Source organism: Microbacterium sp. AK009 (assembly GCF_013410955.1).
Lineage (GTDB): Bacteria > Actinomycetota > Actinomycetes > Actinomycetales > Microbacteriaceae > Microbacterium.
In genome coordinates this window covers 282,749-306,886 of the sequence record NZ_JACCCG010000001.1, presented here as the reverse complement: position 1 = coordinate 306,886, position 24,138 = coordinate 282,749, and the positions used below count along the sequence as shown (strand labels likewise).

Sequence of the window (24,138 nt, the reverse complement as noted above, 5' to 3'; positions counted from 1 at the left end):
CGATCCCTCACGTTCGTACCACTTTTCCGGCCCCCGGGGCCATCGCGACGGCCGGCGTGGCCCGGAAGGCGTTGCGGTGCCTGTCCATCACGACCTCGTCATCGGTGCCGGAGTCGAGAACGACAGTGTGTGATGCGTCGTCGTCGACGAGGACGGCGACGATCTCGAGTCGCCGCGATCCCCGCGTCGTCAGGAGCGCATCCACCTGCGCCTCGAAACACGAGTCGCTGGGTGCAGAGGCGACATCCGTGGCGACGATGTGGTTCGTCGCGACGTAGTTCTCGGTCCCCTTAGCGATGCGGATGATCACCGGCGACGCCCCCGGCGGGCGGATGTCATCGGTCGACACGATCTCGGAGAAGTGGTTGCCGATGACGGAGTTGTCGTCGCCGCTGACGACGAGCAGCCCATAGGTGTCGTCGAGCCCGTTGTCGACGTTCAGGAACGGTGTCCACGGCTCGCGGTCACGGAGGAAGTGGTTCGAACCGACCAGGTTCTCCGAGCTGCCGCCGCTCAAGACGACCATGCCCGGATAGAAGGAGTGAAGCCGGTTGTTGGTCACGCTCGACCTCGTCACGCCGTGCAGGTGAACGCTGCTCGCGCCACGGGGGAAGACGTTGTTCGCTGTGATGAGCAGTCCGCCGTGGTGCTCGGCATACACGGAACGACCCCACGGCCCAGCGCCGATGAGGTTGTCGGTGATCTTCGACGCCTGACCCCACCCCCGCAGTTCGATGCAGGTGCCGCACTCGGCGATGAAGTTGTCGTGGATCGACAGGGCGTCGGCGTTGTAGACGGTCAGCGCGTGCTCGAGGTACACGAACCCCATGCCGGTGACGCGGAACGAGTCGTTGGCGTCGGCGACGAAGACACCGGTCTTGCCGTTGCGGTAGGTGTTCTCGGGGTGCGCCCCTGTTCCGTCGGACTCGAAATGCAGCCCGTCGATGCAGAAGTCGGCGAACTCGACCGAGCTGATCCGCGGACTCCCGGCACGCGCGACGAGGAACGCCGCGCCGTCGGCCTCAGCGCCTGGGATCGGCGCCGGGAGGTCGTTGATGATGCGGCTTCCTCCTGGCCAGAGTTCATGAAGCTCCGGCCACTCCTCGTGGGGAGTGTTGAACCGGATGCTGGAGGAGGTGAACCCGTGTCCGGCGCCCTGGATCCGCAGAAAGCTGAGGTCGATCCGCACCTGAGTACGAAGGCGATAATCTCCCGGCGGGATGTGGATGACGGCGCCGGGCTTTCCGCCCCCGTCGCGGTCGACGTCGGACTGCCGCGCCTTGACGTCGGCGATGATGCTGTTGATCACCGCGCCGATGTCGCCGTGGGGGTCGCCATGCGGCCAGGTGGTGACGTCGTACGTGTTGCTGCTCGGCATGCTTCTCGGTTCGTTCATCGGTCTCAGCCCTTGACCGCGCCGAGGGTGAGCCCCGCGACGATCTGACGCTGAAGGAAAAGGGTCAGGATGATGACGGGGATCGAGTAGACGGCGGCGAGCGCCGTCATCCCACCCCAGTCCAGACCGAACTGGGTCTGGAAGTTCGCGATCACCACCGGGGTGGTCTGCGCCCGCACCGAGGTGAGCAGGAGGGCGAAGAGGAATTCGTTCCACGACGCGAGGAAGGCGAAGATCGCCGTGACGGCGAGCCCGCCGGTGACGACGGGGAGCACCACACGCCAGAGAGCCTGCAGGCGGCTGCATCCGTCGACCTTCGCCGCCTCGTCGAGCTCATCAGGCACCGCCTCGAAGAAGCTCGCCATGAGCCAGATCGACAGGGGCAGTGAGATCGTCGTGTGCGCGAGTGCCAACCCGAATGAGGTGTCGGTCAGCCCCATGCTGCGCATGATCTCCACGAGCGGCGCACCCACCGCGATCGTCGGCACCATCCGTGTCACCAGGGCCGCGATGATGAAGACCCGGCCGCTCGGCGTGCGGAAACGGGTGATCGCATAGGCGGCGGGCACCGCGAGCACGAGGGAGAGCACCGTGGAGATCGCCGCGGTCACCACGCTGTTGATCAGTGCCGCGGGAACGCCCTCGCGACTCAGGGCCGAGACGTAGTTCTCGAGGGTCCACTGTGCGGGCCAGACGGTGGGCGGCACCGCAATCGCATCCAGCGGCGTCTTGAACGAGGTCAGCAGCAGGTAGACGAAAGGGAAGCCGTAGAGGATGAGGGTGGCCGCGAGGAGCACCCAGAGGAGGATGCGGCTTCGGCCGCGCGTCTCGAGGGGATTCATCGCACCGTGCTCCCGGGTCGCCAGATGAGCATGATGGCGGCGACTGCGACGGCCAGCATGACGAAGAGGTAGACGGTGCCCATGGCGCTCGCCAGGCCGGGGTCGCCGAAACGGGTCATCGTGCGGTAGATCAGCAGGCTGAGCGTGGTGGTACTCCCCTGCGGACCGCCGTCCGTCTGGATGAGGATGATGTCGAAGGCGCGCGCCGCGTCGATACCGCGCACGATCAGCGCGACGGCGATGACCGGACGCAGCAGCGGGATGATGATGCTGAACAACAGTCGCGGGTAGCGGGCGCCGTCGATGCGCGCGGCCTCGACGACCTCGCCGGGGATGTTCTGCAGGCCGGCGAACAGGACGAGCGTGATGAACGACGTCGTCAGCCAGATGTCGGGGAGCGCCACCGCGAAGAGGGCGATGTTCGGGTCGCTGAGCCACTGGATCTGATCCGGGCTCGACAGGATGCCGGCGCGGAAGAGCAGTTCGTTGACGATGCCGAAGTTGTCGATCAGCAGGAACCGCCACAGCAGGCCCGCGACCACCGGGGCGATCATGAGCGGATACATGAAGATCGTGCGGAACACCGCCGAGCGGTGACCGAGAGCGGTGAAGAGCAGGGCGACCGCCAACCCGAGGGTGAACTCGGCGACCACGACGATGAGCGTGTACACGACGGTTCGCACCGACGCGTTCTGGAATGCCTCGGATGCGAAGGCAGCTGCGTAATTGGCGAAGCCGACGAACTCGCGGGGAGCCCCCGCGAACGGCGAGATGACGAAGAAGCTGTCGTAGACGAAGCGTGCGAGGGGCCACAGGACGAAGACGGCGAGGAAGGCTCCCGCCGGCAGCATGAGCAGGAGCGCGAAACGCCGATCGCTCATCCGGCTCTGCCGCCGACGCCGCGGAGCCGCCGCCGGGGGTGCGGGCTGCGGCGGATTCGACGCCACCCCCGCGGGAGGGGCGGCGGAGGCCACCCCTCCCGTGGTTCGTGTGTGCATGGATGTGTCCTCGCGTCTGTCGTCCGAAGCCGGAACTACTGAGTGATCTGCTCGATCTGGGTCTTGGCCTCGGAGAGGAGCGCCGCCGTGTCAGCATCCGGCTCGACGGCCTTCTGGATCAGCGGGATCAAGACGGAATCTGTAATCTCCTGCCATTCCGCCGTTGCCGGCCGCGGCAGGGTCTGGGCTGATTCGAGGGTCTCGAGGAGTGCCGCATAGTTCTCGAAGCCGGCCTCGCCGGCCTTGCTCTCGAAGGCGCTCTTGCGTGCCACGAGGCCCAGGGAGGTGTCGGCCGACAGATCGTTGTTCTCGTAGGCGAACTGGATGAAGTCGGTGGCCGCCTCGTTCTTCGAACCCGACGCCGGAACCGACAGGTACCACGCCCCGGGTACGCCGGCGATGCCACCGGGGCCGGCGATCATCGGCGCGACACCGATGTCGTCCTTGACGGGCGAGTCCTCGGGGGTCTGACGGTAGGCGTGACCCCAGAACCTCATCATGGCGAGGTTGCCCTGGTAGAAGAGGTTCTGCGAGCCGGCCCAGTCGAGCTGGGCGGCGCCTGCAGGCGCGAAGGGCAGCAGACTCACGTAGTAGTCCAGCGCCTCCTTGTGCGCGGCACTGTCGATCGTCACCTCGCCCGACTCGGCATCGATCACCATGTGCTCCTCACCCGCCTGCGAGACGGTGGCGAGCCATTCGGTTTCGACCGCTCCCTTGACGTCTGTGCCGTAGAGATCGATCTCGCCGTCGCCGTCGGTGTCACGGGTGAAGAACTCCGCCGCGTCGCGGTACTGCTCCCACGTCGTCGGCGGTACGAGGTCGTAGCCGTACTTCGCAGCGAAGTCGGCCTTGTTCTGCGGGTCCTCGAAGAGGTCGGTGCGGTAGAAGAGGATCTCCGAGTTGGTCCACACCGGCACCCCGACGTAGGTCCCGTCGACCTGCGCTTCGGTGACGAGTCCTTCGAAAAGGTCGCTCTTCACCTCGTCGGTGTACAGGTCATCCAGGGGCGCCAGCCCCGGGGCGAACGCGGTCAGCCAGATCGCGTCGAGGGCAGCGATGTCGAAGGACGGTGTGCCCGCCTTGAGCTCGGACGAGATCCGGTCGTAGAGCCCGGCGTAGGGCAGCTCGAGGAGCGTGACCTCGGTGCCGGTCTCTTCGAGGTAGAGGTCGGCGATCGGCTGCAGCTCAGCCTTGCCGCCGCCTTCCACGACGACGGTCAGGGAGTCGGCGTCGGCCGGAGCCGCGCCGGAACCGCCCGCCCCGCATCCGCTGAGTGCCAGGGCGCCGGCAGCCAATGCGGCGACTGCCGCGAGTCCGCGCCGTCCGTGCGCTGCTGCAGCACGGTGATTGTCACGAAGCGCCATCACTTCGTCTCCATTCTTCATGTGATCGGGTGAGTTGCAGACTCCTGGCAAAACGTCTTGGCAAATCGTATTGGCAAAACGTCTTGGCACGATCATGGAGGACGTGACCGCGCGTGTCAAGCGCGGCCTCGCCTACCCCTTTCGCGAGCGACCGAAGCGCGCACCGCGCTGCTGCTGCACCTCACGCTCGGGGAGGCGGCCCGTGAGCGCTCAACGCGGCGAAGCCTCGGCTCTATTCAGGATTTGCTGTACTATCGCAGCCGTGACCTCGGCGATCCTGTCCGCAACCCCCACCCACACGGCTGCGCTCGCACGCTTCGGACACGCGCTGTCCGACCCCACCCGCGCCGCGATCCTGCTGGCGCTGCGGGATGCCCCCGCCTATCCGTCGGATCTCGCCGATGCGCTCGACGTTTCGCGACAGGTGATGTCGAACCAGCTCGCCTGCCTTCGGGGGTGCGGGCTCGTGGAGGCGACGCCCGAGGGCCGTCGATCGTCGTATCGCCTGAGCGATCCGCACATCGCCGCCGCACTCGGCGAACTCCTGCAGGTCGTGCTCCTCACCGACCCGGGATGCTGCACCGGCCCGACCTGCACGTGCGCATGAGCACGCACGCCACCTCGCCGACCGAGGCACGCACCCACACGCTCCGCCGTCGCATCCGATGGATCGTCGCGGGCACCATCGCGTACAACGTCGTCGAGGCGGTCGTGGCCATCACGGCGGGGAGCATCGCCTCGTCGGGCGCCCTCATCGCGTTCGGCCTCGATTCGACGATCGAGGTTCTCTCAGCGGCGGCGGTCGCGTGGCAGTTCACACGACGCGACCCGGAGCGGTGGGAGAAGCCGACGCTCCGCGTCATCGCCTTGGCCTTCTTCGCCCTCGCGGTCTACGTCACCGCCACGTCGCTCGTCACCCTCGTCGCGGGAGTCGAGGCAGAGCACAGCCCCCTCGGCATCCTCATCACCGCCCTCAGCGTCGTGATCATGCCGTTCTTGTCGTGGGCAGAGCGCCGAGCCGGGCGCGAACTCGGCTCCGCGACGGCTGTCGCCGACTCGAAGCAGACCCTCATCTGCACATACCTGTCGGCGGCGGTGCTGCTCGGACTCACCGTGAACAGCCTCTGGGGCTGGTGGTGGGCCGACGCCATCGCCGGGCTCGTCATCGCGGTGTTCGCCGTGCGCGAGGGCATTGAGGCATGGCGGGGTGATGCGTGCGCGACGTCGGTGGGGATGCTGCTGGAGGACGAAGACGACGACCACGATCATCGTCACCAGCAATGATGCGCGACGGGTGTCCGCAGCGAGGAGCACACTGAACACATGACACCATCGCCGCGGCGTGTGCAGGGCACCTACTACACGCTCATGCTCGGCAACACCCTCGCCGCCTCGTTCATCTGGGGCATCAACACCCTGTTCCTCCTCGACGCCGGATTGAGCAACCTCGAGGCGTTCGCGGCCAACGCGTTCTTCACCGCCGGCATGCTGATCTTCGAGATTCCGACGGGGGTCGTCGCCGACACCCTCGGCCGCCGGGTGTCATACCTCCTCGGAACGCTGACGCTCGCCATCACGACCGCGCTCTACTGGTGGCTCTGGGTGATGGAGTCGCCGTTCTGGGCGTGGGCGGTGGTGTCGATGCTGCTGGGGCTGGGATTCACGTTCTTCTCGGGGGCCGTCGACGCGTGGCTCGTCGATGCGCTCCGCGCGACCGGGTACACCGGGAGCCTCGAGACGGTGTTCGGGCGGGCCCAGATCGTCGGCGGGGTCGCGATGCTCGCGGGGTCGGTGCTCGGCGGCGTCATCGCCCAGCTGACGAACCTCGGCGTGCCATTCCTCGTACGCGGCGGAATCCTCGTGGTCATGCTCGTCGTCGCCGCCCTGCTCATGCGCGACCTCGGCTTCACACCCGCCCGCAGCGAGGGGCCGCTGCGGGCGACACGGACGGTGTTCCGGGCGTCAGTGACGTACGGACTCGGGAACCGGCCGGTGCGGTGGCTCATGCTCGCCAGCCCGTTCGCCGCCGGGGTCGGCATGTATGTGTTCTACGCGCTGCAGCCCTACTTGCTCGAGCTCTGGGGCGACGAGGAGGCGTACTCGATCGCCGGGCTCGCCGCCGCCCTTCTCGCCGGCTCGTCGATCGTGGGCGGCGCGCTCGCGCCCTGGGTGCGGCGGCTGTTCCGACGCCGGACCACCGTCATCCTCATCGCGACCGTGGGGAGCATCTTCGTTCTCGTCGTGCTCGGACTCGTGCAGAACTTCTGGGTCGCGGTCGCGCTGCTCGCCGCCTGGGGCATCGTCTCGGCCATCGACGACCCCGTGCGCCGCGCCTACCTCAACGACATGATCCCGTCGCAGCAGCGGGCGACGGTGCTGTCGTTCGACTCGCTGCTCGGTTCGGGCGGCGGTGTGGTGTGGCAGCCGGTGCTCGGGCGCGCCGCCGACATCGGCGGATACGGGCAGTCGCTGCTGTGGAGCGGAGTGATCAGTGCCGTCGCGGTGCCGTTCGTTCTTCTCAGCCGCGCTCAGAAGGATCCGGCGGACGAGGTGACATCGGTGAGCGGTGCGACGGAGGTCGTCTCGGATGCCGGGCCGGACCCGTCTCTCGACGTGACGTGACGGGTGAGCCCTAGCGCGGGAGGGTGAGGATCTCAGGCTCGCCCTCGGTGATGGCGATGGTGTGCTCGGTGTGCGCGGTGCGGCAGCCCGTGGCGCTGCGGAGCGTCCAGCCGTCGGGGTCGGTGATGAGGACGTCGGTGTCAGCCATGACCCAGGGCTCCAGCGCGAGGAGGAGACCCGGGCGCAGCTTGTAGCCCCGGCTGGGGCGGCCGATGTTGGGCACGTGCGGGTCGCCGTGCATGGTGGTGCCGATGCCGTGGCCACCGAACTCGGTGTTCACGAGGTATCCGGCATCGGTGAGCACCGTGCCGATCGCGTGGGAGATGTCGCCGATGCGGTTGCCTGAACGGGCGACCTCGATGCCGGCGGCGAGCGCGCGCTCGGTGACGGCGATGAGGGCGGCGCCTTCGGGGGCTTCGGGGTTTCCGTTCGCTCCGGGGGTTTCGGGCCCGACGACGAAGCTGATCGCGGCGTCGGCGGCGATGCCGTCCTTCAGCACGGCGAGGTCGAGGGTGAGGAGGTCTCCGGGCTGCAGGGCGTAGTCATGCGGCATCCCGTGGAGAACGGCGTCGTTGACGGCCGTGCAGATGTAGTGACCGAACGGACCGTTGCCGAAGGATGGCGCGTAGTCGACGTAGCAGGATTGCGCGCCCGCCTGCACGATGAGCTGCCGCGCCCACTCGTCGATCTCGAGGAGGTTCACGCCTGCGGTCACGCGCTCGCGCAGCGCCTGGAGCGTCGCCCCCACGATGGCGCCGGCAGACCGTGCGTGCTCGAGTTGGCGGGCGTTGAGGATCTCGATCATGAGGGGCGCCTTCGGGGTTTCGGGGGCGAGCGGGGCGGTATAAGAATACCGGGACGATAATACCGCTAGGCTGGCCGCATGATGGTGCGCCTGCCCCACACTCCCGAGACCCTCGCGCGCGGCCGACGCGTCGGTGCGTTCCTGCGCGAGGCTCGGGGTGACCGATCGATCGTCGATGTCGCCGGGTGCGCCGGAGTCTCGGCGGAGACGCTCCGCAAGATCGAGACGGGGCGCCTCCCCACCCCCTCGTTCGAGACGGTCGCGGCGGTCGCCGCTGCGCTGCACCTGTCGCTGGACGACATCGCCGCTCACGCTCGCGGGGAGGACGTCGCGCTCTCGGCGTGACGCCCTCGCGATGAAACGGGGCGACCGCGCCCCCACGCGATCGCCCCGTTTCCGCTGTGCGTCCGAGGTCAGGGCACCCGATTCAGAGAAGCAGCTCGCTGAGCGGCCCGACCAGGTACCGCAGCGACAGCGCCTCCCAGACCGCGCCGATCACGAGGAGGGCCAGCGCCGGCAGCGCCAGGAGACCGATCCGTTGCAGACCCCGGACGTAGCCCTGCCGCCGGTTCTTCGCCCCCACGGTGCGGGGGAAGAGCCAGTGCTTGCCGAGAAGGTAGGCGCCCAGGGCGAGCATCAGGTAGGCCTGGAGCTCGATGATCACGGTCAGTCCGTGCGGGATCTGAGCGACCCATCCCACGGGAGTGCTCGGGGCGAGCGTGATCCCGGTCTGCAGCGCCCAGTAGGCGAAGAATCCGAGCCCTGCAAAGGGCACGATCAGGGACGGCAGGACGATGGTGACCAGGCTCAGCCGGACCACGTTCACCCCCAGGATCACCAGGCCGAACAGCACCGGGTTCATGAACACCCGGGCCACCAGGTCGGCGTCGCCGTTCTCTTCGAGCGCGGCGATACGCGCTTCGTTGAGCTCGGGGAACATCAGGCCGATCGCGAAGCCGATCAGGACGAGTCCGTAGATGGCGAGGTTGAGCAGAAGGTACACGCGGGCGTTCTCGCGGATGAGGCGGAAGGGACGCCGCCAGAACGGCACGCGCGCCGTCGGGACGGGAACAGTCGATGTGGAAGTCATGCATCCATGGCACACCGCGCGAAGGCTTTCGTGCAGTGGCGTCACGTCACGACGAGAAGTGACACCACGTCACTACCGCCGCCCGCCGCACACGACGACGCTGGCACCGTGACCAGACTTCGCAGCACCCTCCTGGGTGGACTCATCGCCGTCTCGGCGGTCATCTTCCTCGCCTACATTGGTCTGTACTTCTTCGATTTCGGTCTCTTCGTGACCCTCCCCGAGGCCATCACGCGGATCTTCGTCGAGAACCCCTTCCTGATGTACGTGGCCCTCGCCCTCCTCGTCGCGGCGATGCTCGCCAAGATCCGCACCGACCGCGCGATGAGGCGAGAGCGCAGCGGGGAGCAGAACTGATCCGACACGTTCAGCAGGACCCCCCGATCGATGCCCGGATGCGACGGGTGTCGATGCTCAGCGCCATCGCCGCGATCGCGCCGCTGAGCATCGTGGGTGTGGCGCTCACCGCCCGGTCGTGGTGGGAGGGCCTGACGATGGCGTTCGGCTATCTGCTGGCCCTCGGCGTGCTGCGGGCCTGGAGCCTGGACGGCTATCCCCGGCACGCGATCTTCGCCCTGGCGTTCACCGCGGCGACCTGGACCGCCGACGCGCTGCGGGGCACGACCTTCATCGGGTTCGTCCCCCTCGCCCTCGTCGGAGGGATGCTGCTCCTCCGCACCGGGCGCTGGAGGATCTGGGTCGGGTTCTTCGCGATCGGAGTCGCGGCGATCGGTGCCAGCGGGTTCGCGTTCCGCTCCCCGACCTGGATCCTCTTCGCCTCATACGTCGTCGTCCCGCTCATCGGCACGCTGTTCGTCTTCGGGGTCATCCTCACGTGCGAGCAGGCGTGGCTGATCGCCCGGCGGCTGGAGCGTGCGAAGCAGACGGAAGCCGATCTCGCCGTGGCCCGCGAGCGGGTGCGGTTCGCCGGCGACCTGCACGACATCCAGGGCCACTCCCTGCACGTCATCAAACTCAAGGCGGCGCTCGCGAGGAAGGTGATCCGCACCGACCCGGATCGTGCCGACGCGGAGCTCGGTGAGATCCGTCGGATCGCCGACGAGACGATCACGGCGACCCGGTCGCTGGCGTATGCGCACCACGAGTTGAACCTCGTCGCCGAACTCGAGAACGCCAAACGGCTGTGCGAGGCTGCCGGCCTGACGGTGGATGCCCGCTTCGACGGCGACCCGGGTGCCGCCGCGCATCCGCTCCTGGCCCAGGTGCTGCGCGAGGCGACGACGAATCTGCTCCGCCACGCGCACCCGACCGCGGTGTCGATCACGGCGTCCCCCGTCGCCGTGGAGGTCGCCAACGACGGGATCGGGGAGGCGACGGAGATGAGCCTTCGCGGCCTGGCGCGACTGCGCGAGCGCGTGGAGAACGCAGACGGCAGCCTGCACATCACGCGCACTCCCGAGCGATTCGTCGTGACCGCCCGCATCCCGGCGAGTTCCGCCGATCAAATGAAGGAGATGACGTGATGACCGACGCGGAACCCGTCCGTATCGTTCTGGCCGACGACGAACGCCTCCTGCGTGGCGCACTCGCCGCGCTCCTCCCCCTCGACGGCACGATCGAGGTCGTCGCGCAAGCCGACAACGGCGCCGACGCCGTCACCGCGACGCGGCAGCACAACCCCGACGTCGTGGTCATCGATCTGGAGATGCCGGAGCTGGACGGTCTCGAGGCCGTGCGCGTCATCCTCGGGGAGCGGCCCGACCAGCGGGTGCTGATGCTCACCCGGCACGCGCGGCCGGGGGTGCTGCGACGGGCCCTCGGACTCGGGATCGTCGGCTTCATGAGCAAGGGCGCCGACCCCGAGGAGATCGTCGAGGTGATCCACAAGATCCACGCGGGAGGGCGATGGATCGCCCACGACGTGCTCGAGGCATCCGTGGTGGATGACTCGCCCCTCACCGACCGCGAGGCAGACGCCCTGCGCGAGACCCGCGAGGGCTACTCGGTCAGAGACATCGCACGACGACTGCACCTGGCCCCCGGCACGGTGCGCAACTACCTCTCGAGTGCGATGCAGAAGACCGGGGCCGCCACCCGGCACGACGCCGCGAGGGCCGCCCGCGACCGCGGCTGGCTGTGAGGGCGGGGCGGGGGCGGGCCGCTCAGCGACGGGTCGCGTCGGGTGGCTGCGGACGCGCCCCGCGGGGACGAGGGGCGGTGCGCACGAATGCCGGCAGGAGCGCGCGAACCGACGCGGCCCGCAACGACGACCACCACACCCCCGCGCCGTAGGCGAGATCGTCCAGGCGCTTCGCGACCGCGAAGCGGACCGGATCAAGGTGTGGCCGAAGCCGCACGTACTCCCACGCGGCATCCGCCACCGCCGCCACGACGAGAGCGCGCCGGAGGCGGCCGGAGAAGACGGCGGCCACGACCGCGAGGGGCCACCAGTGCCTCACGAACAGGGCGATCCCCTGCGCGGCCGTGGACACCAGCGCGCCGGCGACGAGCCGCACCGAGACGCGGTACGGGTGTCGCACGTGACCGATGCGCCGAGCGATCCGCCACGACACGAACGCCGCGGTGCCGACGATGACCGGCAACGACCACCTCCGCTGCGCAAGGGCTGCACCCAGAACGAGGGCGCTCCACGGCGCGAGCACCACCGGGGCGATGTTCTCGGGATGGCGGGCGGCGAGGGGCTGGGCGCCGGTGCCGTAGAAGAACTTCCGTCCCAGCCAGCGCGACGCGCGCGTGCGATGCTCATGACGCACGGCGGCGGCCGGTTCGTACCGCACCCGGTGCCCGGCGGCATGGAGCCGCCAGACGAGGTCGACATCCTCGCCGGCGTGCGTGGTCTCGTCGAAGCCGTCACCGAGGAGCTCCACCCGTCCCACGACGCACGTCGTCGGGACCCAGGCGACCCGCGTCCGCGGCACGACGGGTGCGCTGTCCACACCGAGATCCAGTGACGATCGCGCATCCTCGTACCGCGTGATCCACGTCGGCGGGCCCTCCGTCATGCCGACGACCCTCGGCGCAGCCAACGCCAGGCGCGGGTCGGCGAAATGCCTGAGCAGGAGCGAGAGGCAGTCGGCATCCACCACCACATCCGTGTCGACGAACGCCACGAACTCGGTCGCAGCCGCGCGCATCCCCGAGTTGCGCGCCGCCGACACCCCGAGGTTCTGCGGGTGCACGATCAGCCGGACGCCCGCAGAATCCGCCACACGCGCGATCGCCTCCGGGTCATCCGAGCCGTCGTCGACGACGATCACCTCGGCGACCTCGTCCGGGATGCTTCGCAGGAGCCGCGCGAGAAGGACCGCCCGGTCTTTCGCCGGGATGACCACGGTCAGACGGTCGAACCCGATCTCGGGCAGGGCATGCGGCACCGGGTGGGCGAAGCCGGTGTCGAGGAGATACTCCGCGAGGGTGCGGGATGCCGCATCGCGAACGACCACGGTGCCGGCCGACACGATCGACCGGGCCTGACGCGTCAGTCGCACCACCCGAGCGCTCGTCCCACCGATGAGCACGTCCCCGTCGTCGACGACCTGCGTCTGCCGCCCGATCCTCACGGTGAAGCCGTCCGGGAGCCCGGGCGACGAGGCACGCCCCTCTCCGTCGGTCACCATCACCGTCGCACCACCTGCCAGGCCGCATCGCTCATGGCACGGAGGAGCTCCGCTCCTTCCTCGGCCGATGCCCCGGTCGGGTCACCCAGAACGCCGTTCGGCGACACCGCCGCGACCCCGCGCTCGCGCAGCAGCGGGAAGATCTCGTCCAGCGGGCGGGTCTCCCCCGGCGCCTGGCGTGAAACGCGGACACTCTGCGGCGACAGGTGGAGCAGGATCGAGGTCTCCGTGCGGCCGGCGTGCGCATCCGACCCCGGCACCCCGCACCCCACCGAGCGGACGTCTCGCCCCTCCGACCGCAGCAGCGCGACCGCCTCCGCGAGAGCCTCGACGTTTCCCCCGTGGCCGTTGACGAAGACGATGCGATCCGCCCACCGGCCCGCCGAGCGGCCGATCTCGACGACGACGGCCCGCATCGCCTCGGTGCCGATCGAGATGGTGCCCGCGAAGCCCTCATGCTCGCCGCTCGCCCCGTACGACAGCACCGGCGCCACCACGGCGGCCGTGCCCCGTGATCGCCACCGATGGGCAAGGTCGTCCGCGACCGCCTCGGCGATCATGGCGTCGACGGCGAGCGGCAGGTGCGGACCGTGCTGCTCGGTCGACCCGAGGGGGACGAGGAGGATGCCGCCCGCCGACTCCCACGTGTGCGACGCGAGGCGGTGCGGCGGCGCGGCCTGCGGGGGTGGCCCGGAAAGCGGTGGATCGAGCGGCGGCATCCTCACATCATTTCGCGCCGGCCGGCACCTCGCCGTCGAGCGTGGCATCTTCCGGCCGGACCGCGGGCTTCTTCGGCGAGCGCCGCTTCGGGGTCTCCGGCGCCCCGGGGGACCCTGCGCCGAGGACCCGGGCGAAGTCGGGGGGAATCCAGAGGTCGCTCGGACTGAGGTCGGCGATCGAACGATGACCGAGTCCGAGCACGGCGGAGTCGAGCCCCATCCGCAGCAGATCGAGCACGTTCTCCACCCCGGCCTGACCGTTGGCCGCGAGGCCCCACAGGTAGGCGCGGCCGATCATCACGGCACGCGCCCCGAGAGCGAGCGCCTTGGCGACATCTCCCCCGCGGCGAACGCCGCCGTCCAGCAGCACCTCGATCTGGTCGCCGACCGCCTCGGCGATCGCCGGGAGGCACCGGATGGTCGCCGGCGTGGTGTCGAGGTTGTTACCGCCGTGGTTGGACACCGAGATCGCGTGGGCTCCGATGTCGACGGCGCGTTTAGCGTCGTCGACGCGGGTGATGCCCTTGAGCATGAACGGCCCGCCCCACTCCTCACGGAGCCATTCGACGTCCTCCCACGAGGGCGGAGGCGTCTGCATCCACTCGTAGTAGGCGCCGAAGAACGTCGGGGCCGCGCCGTCCGGCGGCTGGAGATTCGGGGCGGTGAGATCGGGAAGCCCCTCCCGGAGGAAACGCAGGGTCCATCCCGGCCTGCGGATCGCCTCCGGCGCCAATTTGACCATCGCGTTCAGGTCGAGCTTCTCGGGGATGGCCGGGCTTCCCCAGTCGCGGCCGATGGAGAACGACCAGTCGAGCGTCGCGATCAGGGCCTTCGCCCCGGCATCCCGCGCGCGATCCATCCGTTGGATCATCGACTCCTTCGAGCCCGTCCAGTACAGCTGGTAGAAGGTGTTGCCGTTGGCGGCGACCACTTCTTCGACGGGCTTGCTGGCGAACGAGCTCAGCCCCATGATCGTGCCGCGCGCCGCCGCCGCCCGTGCCACGGCGAGCTCACCGGCGGGGTCGACGGCCTGCACGCCTGTCGGCGAGATGAGCACGGGAAGCGAGATCGGGATGCCCAGCACCGTCGTCGACAGGTCGCGCTCGGCCTGATGGCCCGCCACGTGCGGGGCGAACTGCAGTTCGGCGAATGCGTCCTGATTGTCGCGGGGCGTGCGGCCGCGCTCCGACCCTGCCACGAGTGCGGCGTACACCGACGGCGGGAGGCGCTTGCGCGCCCGCCGCTGCGCTTCCAAGACGGTCTCGAACCACGGGTTCTGCCGCCAGGGCCACAGGTTCTTCACGTCGAGCTTCATGGGACTCCTCTGCTGTGCCTCGTAGGGATGCGGGTCATGTGCCCGCGAAGATCTCGGAGACGGCCGGCGCGACATCGCGATGGCCGTGGATGATGCGGCAGATGCCTCTTCCCTTGGCCGCCAATTCCCGGCCGAGCTCGACATCTTTCTCCCCCGTCGCGTCGAGGAGGACATCGAGCCGCGGAAGGCGGGCGGCGAGCGGCCGCGGATCGGGACCCGCGTTGTGCACGCAGTCCGACAGCAGCAGCACGCGCGCATCACGGGCGGGCACTCGTGCGAGCTGCTGCTGCGCCAGCTCCAGGGGGAAGGCGATGTTCGTCAGTCCCCGGGCGGGGATGCGGAGGATGTCATCGAGCAGCGCCATGGGCCGGACGACGTCGCCGAGTCTCGACACGATCGCCGCGTCCGACCAGAAGGCGATGACACCGATGGCGTCGGCGTGCAACTCCGACGCCACCGCCCCCACCGTCGCGGCGGCCGTCTTGATCCGCTCTCCCCGCATCGACCCCGACACGTCGACCAGGAGCACGACCGATCGGGTGGTGCGCATCCGCTCGCGCACCACGATGTCCTCGTCTTCGGGCACCGGCCGCTCGGCGAGGACCTCGATCGTCTTGTCGAGGTCGATCTCGTCCGAGGCGCCCCGGTAGGGCACGCTGAGCAGGTCGCCGATGCCGCGCCGCGTCGTGACATCCCTCCTCGCCCGGCGCATGGAGAGGCGTGAGGCGATCTGACGTGCCGTCGCCCGCACCGCCGGATCGATCTCAGCGACCTCGGCCGGTGCCGTGACGAGCACTCCCGGCTCATCGGTCTCCCCCGGCGCCGTCGCGCCGCGCATCGGGAGCGCCGCGGCACCGCGTCCGCCGCCGCTTCGCATGGCCACTCCTCCTCGGCCGGTCGCGTCGAACACCGTGGGCGTGTCGTCGAGCCGCTTCGGCGTCCGCTTCAGCGGAGCGCCGCGCGTCGTCGACGTGCGTCGCCGGCCCGAGCGGAGCGGAGTGTCAGCGGCCACTTCTCTTCATCCCGGCGCGGCCTGACGCGGTTCGAGCACGAAGCGGTCCTCCCAGATCTCACGCAGCACGGCCTCCGGAGTCGTCTCGACCGCCTCATCCAGGTGGATGCGCCCCGACAGCGCGACCACCATGGCGTCAAATATCAGCTCGGGGTACTCGGCCGCGACCGGGTCGACGCACCCGCGAAGGGCGGCCAGCCGCTCGGCAACGAGGGTCGTGTCGATCGCACCGCGCACGCTGGAACCCTGCCGGACGTCCGGATGGTCGCGCGTGGCACGCGTCACCGCGACGGCATCCGCCACCATCCGCTCGGCGAGCGGTCCGGCCGCCCCGGTGCGCAGCGTCACGATCTGCTCCTCCTCCGGCGCGTTCTGGTAGTCGACGGCGAGCCGGTTGAGGCGGTCGTGCACGCTCGTTGACAGGCGCGTCGTTCCCACGTTGTCGTAGGGGTTCATCGACGCGATGACCCGGAAGGTCGGCAGGGCCTCGATGCGCCCCACCCGGGGAACGGTGATCGAGCGGTCCGCCATCGCGGTCAGCAGGGTGTTCAGGGTGTCCTCGGGCGCGCGGTTGAACTCCTCGATGTAGAGGAACCCGCCGCGCTGCATCGCTTCGAGGAGCGGCCCCGGAACGAAATTGTCAGGAGAGTAGTCCTCCCGCAGCACGCGCGCTGGATTGTGGTGGCCGACGAGCTTCGCCGGCGTCAGGTCGGCGTTTCCCTCGACGAAGAGCAGCGGAATGCCCCACTCGTCGGTGATCGCGCGCAGGATGGTCGTCTTGCTCGTGCCCGGGGGACCCTCCAGCACGATGTCGCGACCCGCGGCGACGGCCGCGAGCGTGAGCTCCAGTTCACGCTCGCGGCCGACGAGCCGCGCGGCGATCCGCGCACGGTTGTCGCGGAGGGTGTCGGCATCCTCCACGTGGGACAGTGCGTCGATCGTCACGGTGCTCTCCCCTACTTGACCGCTGCGCCGGCGTCGACCGGCAGGGCAACGCCGGTGATGTACCGGGCCTCGTCCGAGGCGAGGAAGAGCAGCGCGTTGGAGATGTCGATGGACTCCACCCACGGGATCGGCAGCGCATTCATCTGGATCGCCGCGTCCGCGAAGTCCTGCTTCGTCGCATTCTCGAGATCCGGCCGGAAGAGGCTGTAGATCGCCTGGTTCTGCACCATGTCGGTGTCGACCGTCGTGGGACAGATTGCATTCACCCGGATCATCGCCGGTGCGAGTTCCAGCGCAAGCGTCCGCATGAGTCCGATCACCCCGTGTTTGGCCGAGACGTAGTGCGAGATGTTCGGATAGGCGAACAGCCCCGCGTCCGAGCTGGTGATCACGATCGACCCGCCACCGGCAGCGCGGAGGTGCGGAATCGCCGCCTTCGCCGAGCGCCACACTCCGGTGAGGTTGATGTCGATCATGTTCGTGAACTCGTCGTCGGGGATCTCCTCCGACACGTTCGGCCGTCCGGAGATGCCGGCGTTGGCCGACACGATGTCGAGGCGACCGAGCTCGGCCACGCCGTCGTCGACGGCGGACTTCACCTGGTCCCAGTCGCGGACGTCGGCCTTGCGGGCCATGATCCGCCGGTCCAGCGCCTCCACCTGCCGAACGGTCTCGGCGAGGTCCTCCTCGGTGGCGGGGTTATACGGGTTCTCCGGGATGCGTTCGCATACATCGATCGCGATGATGTCCGCGCCCTCCTGAGCGAAACGGATCGCATGCGAGCGGCCCTGCCCACGCGCTGCTCCGGTGATGAACGCGACCTTTCCGTCGAGTCGTCCCATGGTGTTCTCCCTTGTTCAGCGCTTGTTGAGGAAGCCGGCGTCGACCGGCAGGGTGACACCGGTGACGTAGCGGCCGGCGTCGGAGACGAGGAACAGGATGGCGTTGCTGATGTCGACAGCGTCCAGCATCGGGACCGGCAGAGCGTTGGCCATCGCGTTGCTGAGCTGGGGGTCGCTCTGCAGGAACTCCTGCATGACGTCGTTGACCACCATGGGCGTGTCGACGCCCGTCGGGTGAACGGTGTTGACCCTGATGCTGTGCGGAGCCAGCTGGTTGGCGTACGAGCGCATGAGCCCGACGACGCCGTGCTTGGCGGCGGTGTAGCCGAGCCCCCCGGGCGTGGCACCGCCGATGCCGGCGAGCCCCGCGGTCGAACTGGTGAGCACGATCGCCCCTCCGCCGCGGTCGATCAGCGCCCGCTTCGCGACCTCGACCGTGTGGTAGACCCCGGTGAGATTCACGTCGATGACATCGAACCACTCCTGCTCGGTGGGATGCATCGACAGAGGGGCGATGCCGGCGTTGCCGAGGACGATGTCGACTCCGCCGAGCAGGGCAACTCCGCCGTCGAACGCGGCCTGCAGGGCGGCGCGATCCCGCACATCGGCCTGTACGGCGTGGATACGGCGGTCGAGTTCCTCGACCTGCCGAACCGTCTCCGCCATGTCTTCGGGAGTCGCCATCGGGTAGGCGACGGAGTCGATCTGCGCGGCGATGTCCACCGCGATGATGTCCGCGCCCTCCTGGGCGAGACGAACGGCGTGCGCGCGACCTTGTCCGCGCGCTGCTCCGGTGATGAAGGCGACTTTGCCTTCGAGGACTCCCATGGTCATCTTCCTTTCTCGGTTATCGGATGGGGTCGGCGTTCACGCCCGGCATCAGCAGGTGCCCGGCGTCGACGGGCACGGCGATGCCCGTGACAGCGGACGCGAGGTCGGAGTTGAGCCACAGCGCGGCGTCCGCGATGCGCTGGGGTGAGAGGAATCCGTGGCCCTTCAGGGCGTGGAAGTGGTAGCCGGCCGCGAGCATGTCCTCCTCGGTGCCCTCGCCCGCAGGTTTGCCGCTCATCATGTCCCACGCCCCCTGCCAACTGGTCATCGGGGTGAGGATGGCGCCGGGATGCACCGAATTGACCCGGATGCCGTGGCGGGCGTACTCCAGGGCGAGCGTCTTCATGATCCCGACGACGCCGTACTTCGCTGCGCAGTAGTGGACGTAGTTCGCACCCGGTTCGAGTCCGTTGATCGACGACGTCATGACGATCGAGCCGCTGCCCTGCTCCATCATCTGCGGGAGCACGGCCTTGGCCGATTTCCACACCCCGGTGAGATTGACCGCGATCATGTCGTCCCACATCTCATCGGTGAGTTCGTGAGCGGGTGAGAGGGAGAAGATCCCGGCGTTGGCGATCAGGATGTCGAGGCGCCCGAAGGCGGCGAGGCCCTCGGCGACGGCCCGGTCGAGGTCGGCTTGGCTCCGGACATCCCCGACGACCGGGACGATCCGTCGATCGAGTTCCTCGACCTGCCTCACGGTCTCGTCGATGTCGGCCTGCTGGGCCATCGGATAGCTGACCGTGCTGATCTGGTCGAGGGTGTCGATGATGATCACATCGGCGCCCTCACGCGCGCAGGTGATCGCGTGCGCACGGCCCTGGCCGCGTGATCCTCCGGTGATGAGGGCGACTCTGCCCTCGAGCATTCCCATGTCGTGTCCCTTCAGTTCTGGGTGTTCTTGGTCAGTACTGGGTGTTTCCGGCGTCGACCGTCATCGCCATCGCGGTGATGTACCGGGCTTCGTCGCTGGCGAGGAAGAGGACGGCGTTGGACTGATCCCGCGGTTCGGTGACCTGGATCGGGAGCATGTTGGCCAGCATGCCGCCGAGGTTGGGGTTCTTCTCCAGCAGGGGCGGGAAGGCGTTGCCCATCTCGCCCATCGGCGTGGCGACACCCGTGGGGTGCAGGGTGTTGACCCGGATGTTGTGCACCGCGAGTTCCGCGGCGAAGGCCTTGCCCAGTCCGGTCACGCCCCACTTCGAGGCCACGTAGGGTGCGAGGAAGGGCAGTCCCTTGAGCCCGGCCGCCGAGCTGGTCAGGATGATGGAGCCTCCACCTGCCGCGATGAGGTGCGGCGCCGAGAGCTGCACGGTGTTGAACACCCCGGTGAGATTGGTCGCGATCGTGTCGTCCCAGATCTGCGGGGTCACCTCGTCGTAGGCGGCGATGATGCAGATGCCGGCGTTGCCGACGACGATGTCGAGCTTCCCGAGGGTCGCGACCCCCTCGTCGATCGCCGCTTTGAAGGCGTCCCGGTCGCGCACGTCGGTCGTGGACGCGACGATCCGGCGATCCAGCGCCTCGACCTGCCGAACCGTCTCGGCGAGGTCTTCCTCCGTCGCCGGCGGATACTGCAGATTCGGCACGGGGGCGCAGAGGTCGACGGCGATGATGTCGGCGCCCTCCTCCGCCAGCCGGAGCGCGTGGCTGCGCCCCTGTCCGCGAGCGGCTCCGGTGATGAGCGCGACCTTGCCTGCGACTCGTCCAGCCATGGATGTTCCTTTCTCAAGGCGCACGACACCGCCGCGACCGCGGCGCGGTCGTCGAGTGAAGCGATGTCACGCGGTGCGGGAGTGACGACCTCCCGAGGAATGAGCGCCCTCGTGGGCGGGGTGGGAAGTCGGTGTGAAGCCGGCGAGCGGGCTCTCCGCACAGGCGCTCACGGGCGGTGCCGTGATGTCGTCGCGACGACCGATGCTGACCCTGACGGGTCGGGACCGGGGCGGAGATGTGCGGTGCGAGTGATCCTGCGACGGCTGCGGCACGGCGCCTTTCGTCTTCCGCAGCTCCTCCTCCCCGAAGCCGCGCACGCACTCCGGATCGGGCCCGTCCAGCGGCAGACCGGTGAAGAACTTCGCGGCCATGCAGCCGCCCTTGCACGAGTCGAAGAACTGGCAGGACGCACAGGCGCCGCCCAACTGCGGCTGACGGAGGCGGGCGAAGAGGGCGGAGCGCTGCCAGACCTCCCGGAACCCTGCGTCGCGGACGCTCCCGGCGAGGAACTCATCGTGGATCGCGAACGGACAGGCGTACACGTCGCCGATCGGATCGATGAGGCACACCACACGTCCCGCCCCGCAGAGGTTCAGCCCCGGGAGTGAGGAGCCGTAGGCCGAGAGGTGGAAGAAGGAGTCACCGGTGAGGACCTCGTCCCCGTGAGCGACGAGCCAGTCGTAGAGCTCGCGCTGCTGTTCGCGGGTCGGGTGGAGGTCGTCCCAGACGTCGGCCCCGCGGCCCGACGGCCGAAGCCGCGTGAGCCGCAGCTGCGCCCCGTAACGATCGGCGATGGCCTTGAACTCATCGAGCTGACCGATGTTGGTGCGCGTGCACACCACCGACAGCTTGAACCCGCGCATCCCGGCATCCGAGAGATTCCGCATCGCCCGCATCGCCGTCTCATAGGACCGCGGACCGCGGATCGCGTCATTGACGTCGGCGGTCGCGCCGTCGAGCGAGATCTGGACGTCGACGTAGTCGTTCGCGGCGAGCCGGGCGGCGACGTCGGGGGTGATCTTCACCCCGTTGGTCGAGAACTTCACGCCGACGTGGTGTGCCGTCGCGTAGTCGACGAGCTCCCAGAAGTCACTGCGGACCGTCGGCTCACCCCCGCCGATGTTGACGTAGAACACCTGCATCCGCTCGAGCTCGTCGATGATGGACTTGCATTCCTCGGTGCTGAGCTCGCGAGGATCGCGCCGACCGGAGCTGGACAGGCAGTGCACGCACGAGAGGTTGCACGCGTACGTGAGCTCCCACGTCAGGCAGATCGGGGCGTCCAAGCCCCGCTCGAAGTGGTCGACCAGGCGAGTGGGGCGCGATGCCGGAGCGTCGGCCAGGAGCGTCATGACGAGCGCCTCTCGATCATCGCTGACGACGCGAGGGTCTGGAGTGCCTGAACGTAGCGCGGACGATCTGCGACCGCGACGCCCGCCGCGTCGCACGCGGCCTCGAGGGTGTCAGAGCTCTCGAGCCGCTCGACCACCGCCAGCAGCGTGCGGTCCTTCAGGAACGACAGTTTCCGGGTGCCGAAGTGGTAGAGCAGCGCTCCGAACGGCTCGGGCCGCACCGACACCTGGGGACTGAGCCGCCACGGGGCGTGCGCGTCCATGATGTCAGTAGACGCCGCACATGCCGTCGATGGACACTTCCTCAACGAGGGAGTCGGTCTCGACGATCTCCGGATCGGGGGCCTCGGTCTGTGCAGGATCCATGGAAAGCTCCTCCTCAGCGATCCGCCGCCGTTGGCGGATCCGTTGCTGAGGCCGATACTAATGACACTCAGTGCCGAATGGAAGGGTGAGTCCTGCCGGTGACCTCCGAAACCCGCGCGCGTATGGGCCGCACCCCCGCCACAACGCACGGCCAGCTCAGCCACATCGCGCTCGCCCTCTTCCTGGAGCGCGGCTTCGAGCAGACCACCGTCGATGACATCGTCGAGGCCGCCGGCATCGGACGCCGTACGTTCTTCCGGTACTTCCGATCCAAGAACGATCTGCCCTGGGGCGACTTCGAGAACATGCTCGCGGGAATGCGCGCCCACCTCGCCGGGCTCCCGCGCGACCTGCCCCTCGGTGATGCCCTCCGCACGGCGGTCGTGGAGTTCAACCGGTTCCCCGACGTCGAGATCCCCGTCCACCGGGAGCGCATGTGGCTCCTGTTCAACGTGCCGAGCCTCACCGCCCACTCGACGCTGCGGTACGCGGAGTGGCGGCAGGTGATCGCCGAGTTCGTCGCCGAGCGGCTGGGCGATCCCCCCGACGCGATCGAACCGCAGGCGATCGCGTGGGCGTGCCTGGGTCTGTCGCTCGCGGCGTACGAGCAGTGGCTGGCGCACCCCGATGCCGACCTCCTGGCTCTCATCGACGAGGCCTTCGTCAGATTCGGCGACGTGTGGAGCGCCAGCTGATGACCACGCTCATCGTCGGTGCAGGATCCTCGGGGTCGGCTCTGGCGGCCCGCCTGACCGAGGACGACAGACGCGATGTGATCCTCGTGGAGGCGGGCCCTGCCGATCCGGACTTCGCTCCGGAGGTGCGCGACGCCTCCAGCATCCGAGGCGCGATGCCCGGACATCCTGCGAACTGGTCTTTTCTCGGTCACCTGACGCCCGACCTCGCCTACACGGTCGTGCGCGGACGGATGTTGGGCGGCTCGAGCGCCATCAACGGCGCCTACTTCATTCGCGCTCGCTCGGGCGATCATGCCCGGTGGGCCCAGGCCGGCGGCGACCGATGGTCGTACGACGCGGCCCTGCCGGTGTGGCGCGCGATGGAATCCGACCTCGATTTCCCCGACTCTCCGGTTCACGGCGCCACGGGCCCGATGCCGGTGCGGCGGCCCGCGCCGGGTGTTCTCGCCAGGGCCTTCCTCCACGCCGCGCGGGGGCGGGGACACGCGGACGAGGTCGACAAGAACGGTGAGGGGACACCCGGCGCGGGGCCCGTGCCCTCGAACATCCAGGACGGGATCCGCGTGAACGCCGCGATGGCGTACCTGCCCGACCTCGTGCGTGCCCGCCCCGGGCTGCGAATTCAGGATCGCACCACCGTGCGGCGCGTGATCCTCGAGGGACGCCGCGCCGTCGGGGTGGAGACCTCCCGCGGCGAGATCCGAGCGGGCGACGTCGTGCTCTCGGCGGGCGCGATCGGATCGGCCCGGATCCTGCTTGCCTCCGGTGTCGGGCCGGCAGCCGACCTGGAACGCCTCGGCATCCGGGTCCGCGCCGACCTTCCCGTCGGAACGGCGTTCTCGGATCATCCCGACATCTCCCTCTCGTGGCGACCGGATGGCCCGACGATCGACCCGGCCGAACGATTCGCCTTCCCCGCTGCCGCCAACATCGACACCGGTGGCCATCCCGACGCCGACGTGGAGATCCTGCTGTCGGTGAAACCGCTGGGGTACCTGCTGACGGGAAGCACCCGCACCCTCGCCGGCGGGCTCGGCGCCGCGCTGCGGCATCCGGTTCGCACCGCGCGTGCGGTGACGGGCATCTCGGCGCGGCGCGCGGCGATGCAGGTGGCGCACCGAGACGACCTGCCGCTCATCGTCGGCCTGCAGTCCCCCGTCGGCCGGGGGGCACTCGCCCTCCAGTCCCCCGACCCCGAGGCACCGCCGCGCATCGAGTACCGCTACCTCGCCGAAAGCGAGGACCGCCGACGGCTGCGCGCCGGGATCCGGGAGGCTGCTGCGCTCGTGCGCGACATGGGCGGCCGGATGACGGAGCTCAGCGAGTCGGACCTCGACGACGACGCGCTCGACGCGTGGATGCGGTCGCACCTCGGCACGGCGATCCACATGTGCGGCACGGCGCCGATGGGCCCGGTCGTGGACGGCGCCGGTCGCGTCCACGGCGTCGATGGCCTCCGCGTCGCGGACACCTCGATCCTCCCCGTCGTCCCCACCCGCGGGCCCGCCGCGTCGGCGGTGCTCGTCGGCGAGATCATCGCCCGCGCGATGCGCGAGGAGTGACGAGGCGGCCCTTGTGAAGCCAGCGGTGGGCGCTGGGTTCAGATGAGAAACACGGGGATCG

At 69.1% G+C, this 24,138-nt stretch carries 27 protein-coding genes; 9 read left to right on the top strand and 18 right to left on the bottom strand.

Annotation, left to right across the window (positions count from 1 at the left end; translation table 11 throughout):
* Positions 1-7: 7 nt before the first annotated feature.
* The 4 genes from HDC37_RS01575 to HDC37_RS01560 all read right to left on the bottom strand — a co-directional run bounded on the left by HDC37_RS01575 (position 8) and on the right by HDC37_RS01560 (position 4,600).
* Complete coding sequence (locus HDC37_RS01575) at positions 8-1,378, bottom strand: NosD domain-containing protein (RefSeq protein ID WP_179559078.1); 1,371 nt, start codon at positions 1,376-1,378, stop codon at positions 8-10.
* Positions 1,379-1,401: 23 nt separating this feature from the next.
* Positions 1,402-2,238 carry a carbohydrate ABC transporter permease gene (locus tag HDC37_RS01570; protein ID WP_179558632.1) on the bottom strand — a complete coding sequence of 279 codons (837 nt, stop codon included), beginning with the start codon at positions 2,236-2,238 and terminating at the stop codon, positions 1,402-1,404.
* A complete protein-coding gene (locus HDC37_RS01565) occupies positions 2,235-3,119 on the bottom strand; it encodes a carbohydrate ABC transporter permease (protein WP_179558631.1) in 885 nt (294 codons plus the stop codon). The genes HDC37_RS01570 and HDC37_RS01565 overlap by 4 nt, the downstream gene beginning before the upstream one ends.
* Before the next feature lie 152 nt (positions 3,120-3,271).
* On the bottom strand, positions 3,272-4,600 hold the full coding sequence (locus HDC37_RS01560) for an extracellular solute-binding protein (protein WP_179558630.1): 1,329 nt from the start codon (positions 4,598-4,600) through the stop codon (positions 3,272-3,274).
* Between the two features lie 262 nt (positions 4,601-4,862).
* Between HDC37_RS01560 and HDC37_RS16995 the strand changes: the two genes are divergently transcribed.
* Genes HDC37_RS16995 through HDC37_RS01545 form a run of 3 tightly spaced genes read left to right on the top strand, consistent with a single transcriptional unit; the run spans position 4,863 to position 7,222 of the window.
* On the top strand, positions 4,863-5,207 hold the full coding sequence (locus tag HDC37_RS16995) for a metalloregulator ArsR/SmtB family transcription factor (protein ID WP_308472047.1): 345 nt from the start codon (positions 4,863-4,865) through the stop codon (positions 5,205-5,207).
* Positions 5,204-5,884, top strand: coding sequence for a cation diffusion facilitator family transporter (locus HDC37_RS01550; RefSeq protein ID WP_179559077.1), 681 nt, complete (start codon positions 5,204-5,206; stop codon positions 5,882-5,884). Before HDC37_RS16995 ends, HDC37_RS01550 begins: the two co-directional genes overlap by 4 nt.
* Positions 5,885-5,923: 39 nt before the next feature.
* Positions 5,924-7,222 (top strand): MFS transporter, encoded by a 1,299-nt coding sequence (locus tag HDC37_RS01545; protein ID WP_179558629.1) that lies wholly within the window; start codon positions 5,924-5,926, stop codon positions 7,220-7,222.
* A 10-nt stretch (positions 7,223-7,232) separates the two neighbouring features.
* On the opposite strand, the gene map is transcribed toward HDC37_RS01545, so the two are convergent.
* The gene (map, locus tag HDC37_RS01540) at positions 7,233-8,027 is read right to left on the bottom strand and encodes a type I methionyl aminopeptidase (protein WP_179558628.1); all 795 of its coding nucleotides are present in this window, start codon (positions 8,025-8,027) and stop codon (positions 7,233-7,235) included.
* Between the two features lie 81 nt (positions 8,028-8,108).
* Between map and HDC37_RS01535 the strand changes: the two genes are divergently transcribed.
* Entirely contained in the window at positions 8,109-8,372 is a 264-nt protein-coding gene (locus HDC37_RS01535) for a helix-turn-helix transcriptional regulator (protein WP_179559075.1), read from the top strand.
* Between the two features lie 82 nt (positions 8,373-8,454).
* On the opposite strand, the gene HDC37_RS01530 is transcribed toward HDC37_RS01535, so the two are convergent.
* A complete protein-coding gene (locus HDC37_RS01530; RefSeq protein WP_218869258.1) occupies positions 8,455-9,117 on the bottom strand; it encodes a hypothetical protein in 663 nt (220 codons plus the stop codon).
* 108 nt (positions 9,118-9,225) lie between these two features.
* On the opposite strand from HDC37_RS01530, the gene HDC37_RS01525 reads away from it, so the two are divergent.
* The 3 genes from HDC37_RS01525 to HDC37_RS01515 are packed head-to-tail and all read left to right on the top strand — an operon-like array spanning position 9,226 to position 11,218.
* A complete protein-coding gene (locus HDC37_RS01525; protein WP_179558627.1) occupies positions 9,226-9,474 on the top strand; it encodes a hypothetical protein in 249 nt (82 codons plus the stop codon).
* A 53-nt stretch (positions 9,475-9,527) separates the two neighbouring features.
* The gene (locus HDC37_RS01520) at positions 9,528-10,601 is read left to right on the top strand and encodes a histidine kinase (protein ID WP_218869257.1); all 1,074 of its coding nucleotides are present in this window, start codon (positions 9,528-9,530) and stop codon (positions 10,599-10,601) included.
* On the top strand, positions 10,601-11,218 hold the full coding sequence (locus HDC37_RS01515; protein ID WP_179559073.1) for a response regulator transcription factor: 618 nt from the start codon (positions 10,601-10,603) through the stop codon (positions 11,216-11,218). The genes HDC37_RS01520 and HDC37_RS01515 overlap by 1 nt, the downstream gene beginning before the upstream one ends.
* Positions 11,219-11,240: 22 nt before the next feature.
* Here HDC37_RS01515 and mftF read toward each other — a convergent pair whose 3' ends face one another.
* The 12 genes from mftF to mftA form a co-directional block, all read right to left on the bottom strand.
* Positions 11,241-12,713 carry a mycofactocin biosynthesis glycosyltransferase MftF gene (gene mftF / locus HDC37_RS01510; protein ID WP_218869256.1) on the bottom strand — a complete coding sequence of 491 codons (1,473 nt, stop codon included), beginning with the start codon at positions 12,711-12,713 and terminating at the stop codon, positions 11,241-11,243.
* Positions 12,714-12,715: 2 nt separating this feature from the next.
* Positions 12,716-13,435 (bottom strand): mycofactocin biosynthesis peptidyl-dipeptidase MftE, encoded by a 720-nt coding sequence (gene mftE / locus HDC37_RS01505; protein ID WP_179558625.1) that lies wholly within the window; start codon positions 13,433-13,435, stop codon positions 12,716-12,718.
* A gap of 7 nt (positions 13,436-13,442) precedes the next feature.
* Positions 13,443-14,750 (bottom strand): pre-mycofactocin synthase MftD, encoded by a 1,308-nt coding sequence (mftD, locus tag HDC37_RS01500; protein ID WP_179558624.1) that lies wholly within the window; start codon positions 14,748-14,750, stop codon positions 13,443-13,445.
* A gap of 34 nt (positions 14,751-14,784) precedes the next feature.
* Entirely contained in the window at positions 14,785-15,762 is a 978-nt protein-coding gene (locus HDC37_RS01495) for a VWA domain-containing protein (RefSeq protein WP_218869255.1), read from the bottom strand.
* Positions 15,763-15,768: 6 nt separating this feature from the next.
* Complete coding sequence (locus tag HDC37_RS01490) at positions 15,769-16,707, bottom strand: MoxR family ATPase (RefSeq protein ID WP_218869254.1); 939 nt, start codon at positions 16,705-16,707, stop codon at positions 15,769-15,771.
* 11 nt (positions 16,708-16,718) lie between these two features.
* Positions 16,719-17,549 (bottom strand): mycofactocin-coupled SDR family oxidoreductase, encoded by an 831-nt coding sequence (locus HDC37_RS01485; protein WP_179558623.1) that lies wholly within the window; start codon positions 17,547-17,549, stop codon positions 16,719-16,721.
* A 15-nt stretch (positions 17,550-17,564) separates the two neighbouring features.
* Positions 17,565-18,377 carry a mycofactocin-coupled SDR family oxidoreductase gene (locus tag HDC37_RS01480; protein ID WP_179558622.1) on the bottom strand — a complete coding sequence of 271 codons (813 nt, stop codon included), beginning with the start codon at positions 18,375-18,377 and terminating at the stop codon, positions 17,565-17,567.
* Between the two features lie 19 nt (positions 18,378-18,396).
* Positions 18,397-19,257 (bottom strand): mycofactocin-coupled SDR family oxidoreductase, encoded by an 861-nt coding sequence (locus HDC37_RS01475; RefSeq protein WP_179558621.1) that lies wholly within the window; start codon positions 19,255-19,257, stop codon positions 18,397-18,399.
* A gap of 31 nt (positions 19,258-19,288) precedes the next feature.
* Positions 19,289-20,098, bottom strand: coding sequence for a mycofactocin-coupled SDR family oxidoreductase (locus HDC37_RS01470; protein ID WP_179558620.1), 810 nt, complete (start codon positions 20,096-20,098; stop codon positions 19,289-19,291).
* A 66-nt stretch (positions 20,099-20,164) separates the two neighbouring features.
* Positions 20,165-21,451, bottom strand: a complete 1,287-nt coding sequence (mftC, locus tag HDC37_RS01465) for a mycofactocin radical SAM maturase (protein WP_179558619.1) — start codon at positions 21,449-21,451, stop codon at positions 20,165-20,167.
* Positions 21,448-21,714 carry a mycofactocin biosynthesis chaperone MftB gene (mftB, locus tag HDC37_RS01460; protein WP_179558618.1) on the bottom strand — a complete coding sequence of 89 codons (267 nt, stop codon included), beginning with the start codon at positions 21,712-21,714 and terminating at the stop codon, positions 21,448-21,450. The genes mftC and mftB overlap by 4 nt, the downstream gene beginning before the upstream one ends.
* 4 nt (positions 21,715-21,718) lie before the next feature.
* Positions 21,719-21,817 carry a mycofactocin precursor MftA gene (gene mftA / locus HDC37_RS01455; RefSeq protein WP_179558617.1) on the bottom strand — a complete coding sequence of 33 codons (99 nt, stop codon included), beginning with the start codon at positions 21,815-21,817 and terminating at the stop codon, positions 21,719-21,721.
* A gap of 98 nt (positions 21,818-21,915) precedes the next feature.
* On the opposite strand from mftA, the gene mftR reads away from it, so the two are divergent.
* Together mftR and HDC37_RS01445 are read left to right on the top strand one after the other, a co-directional pair.
* Positions 21,916-22,512: a mycofactocin system transcriptional regulator gene (gene mftR, locus HDC37_RS01450; protein ID WP_218869253.1), complete on the top strand. Its 597-nt coding sequence runs from the start codon at positions 21,916-21,918 to the stop codon at positions 22,510-22,512.
* Positions 22,512-24,077 (top strand): GMC family oxidoreductase N-terminal domain-containing protein, encoded by a 1,566-nt coding sequence (locus tag HDC37_RS01445; RefSeq protein WP_179558616.1) that lies wholly within the window; start codon positions 22,512-22,514, stop codon positions 24,075-24,077. Before mftR ends, HDC37_RS01445 begins: the two co-directional genes overlap by 1 nt.
* Positions 24,078-24,138: the final 61 nt, after the last annotated feature.

What these genes read in the sequence shown, in the direction of transcription:
- HDC37_RS01535 (WP_179559075.1), top strand. Translation starts at nt 8,109, where the DNA reads ATGGTGCGCCTGCCCCACACTCCCGAGACCCTCGCGCGCGGCCGACGC.
- mftA (WP_179558617.1), bottom strand. Translation starts at nt 21,817, where the DNA reads ATGGATCCTGCACAGACCGAGGCCCCCGATCCGGAGATCGTCGAGACC.
- mftC (WP_179558619.1), bottom strand. Translation starts at nt 21,451, where the DNA reads ATGACGCTCCTGGCCGACGCTCCGGCATCGCGCCCCACTCGCCTGGTC.
- HDC37_RS01560 (WP_179558630.1), bottom strand. Translation starts at nt 4,600, where the DNA reads ATGGCGCTTCGTGACAATCACCGTGCTGCAGCAGCGCACGGACGGCGC.
- HDC37_RS01575 (WP_179559078.1), bottom strand. Translation starts at nt 1,378, where the DNA reads ATGCCGAGCAGCAACACGTACGACGTCACCACCTGGCCGCATGGCGAC.
- HDC37_RS01530 (WP_218869258.1), bottom strand. Translation starts at nt 9,117, where the DNA reads ATGACTTCCACATCGACTGTTCCCGTCCCGACGGCGCGCGTGCCGTTC.
- HDC37_RS01565 (WP_179558631.1), bottom strand. Translation starts at nt 3,119, where the DNA reads ATGAGCGATCGGCGTTTCGCGCTCCTGCTCATGCTGCCGGCGGGAGCC.
- mftB (WP_179558618.1), bottom strand. Translation starts at nt 21,714, where the DNA reads ATGGACGCGCACGCCCCGTGGCGGCTCAGTCCCCAGGTGTCGGTGCGG.
- HDC37_RS01445 (WP_179558616.1), top strand. Translation starts at nt 22,512, where the DNA reads ATGACCACGCTCATCGTCGGTGCAGGATCCTCGGGGTCGGCTCTGGCG.
- HDC37_RS01515 (WP_179559073.1), top strand. Translation starts at nt 10,601, where the DNA reads ATGACCGACGCGGAACCCGTCCGTATCGTTCTGGCCGACGACGAACGC.
- HDC37_RS01480 (WP_179558622.1), bottom strand. Translation starts at nt 18,377, where the DNA reads ATGGGAGTCCTCGAAGGCAAAGTCGCCTTCATCACCGGAGCAGCGCGC.
- map (WP_179558628.1), bottom strand. Translation starts at nt 8,027, where the DNA reads ATGATCGAGATCCTCAACGCCCGCCAACTCGAGCACGCACGGTCTGCC.
- mftD (WP_179558624.1), bottom strand. Translation starts at nt 14,750, where the DNA reads ATGAAGCTCGACGTGAAGAACCTGTGGCCCTGGCGGCAGAACCCGTGG.
- HDC37_RS01520 (WP_218869257.1), top strand. Translation starts at nt 9,528, where the DNA reads ATGCTCAGCGCCATCGCCGCGATCGCGCCGCTGAGCATCGTGGGTGTG.
- HDC37_RS01545 (WP_179558629.1), top strand. Translation starts at nt 5,924, where the DNA reads ATGACACCATCGCCGCGGCGTGTGCAGGGCACCTACTACACGCTCATG.
- HDC37_RS01570 (WP_179558632.1), bottom strand. Translation starts at nt 2,238, where the DNA reads ATGAATCCCCTCGAGACGCGCGGCCGAAGCCGCATCCTCCTCTGGGTG.
- HDC37_RS01475 (WP_179558621.1), bottom strand. Translation starts at nt 19,257, where the DNA reads ATGGGAATGCTCGAGGGCAGAGTCGCCCTCATCACCGGAGGATCACGC.
- HDC37_RS01470 (WP_179558620.1), bottom strand. Translation starts at nt 20,098, where the DNA reads ATGGCTGGACGAGTCGCAGGCAAGGTCGCGCTCATCACCGGAGCCGCT.
- HDC37_RS01550 (WP_179559077.1), top strand. Translation starts at nt 5,204, where the DNA reads ATGAGCACGCACGCCACCTCGCCGACCGAGGCACGCACCCACACGCTC.
- HDC37_RS01485 (WP_179558623.1), bottom strand. Translation starts at nt 17,549, where the DNA reads ATGGGACGACTCGACGGAAAGGTCGCGTTCATCACCGGAGCAGCGCGT.
- mftE (WP_179558625.1), bottom strand. Translation starts at nt 13,435, where the DNA reads ATGCCGCCGCTCGATCCACCGCTTTCCGGGCCACCCCCGCAGGCCGCG.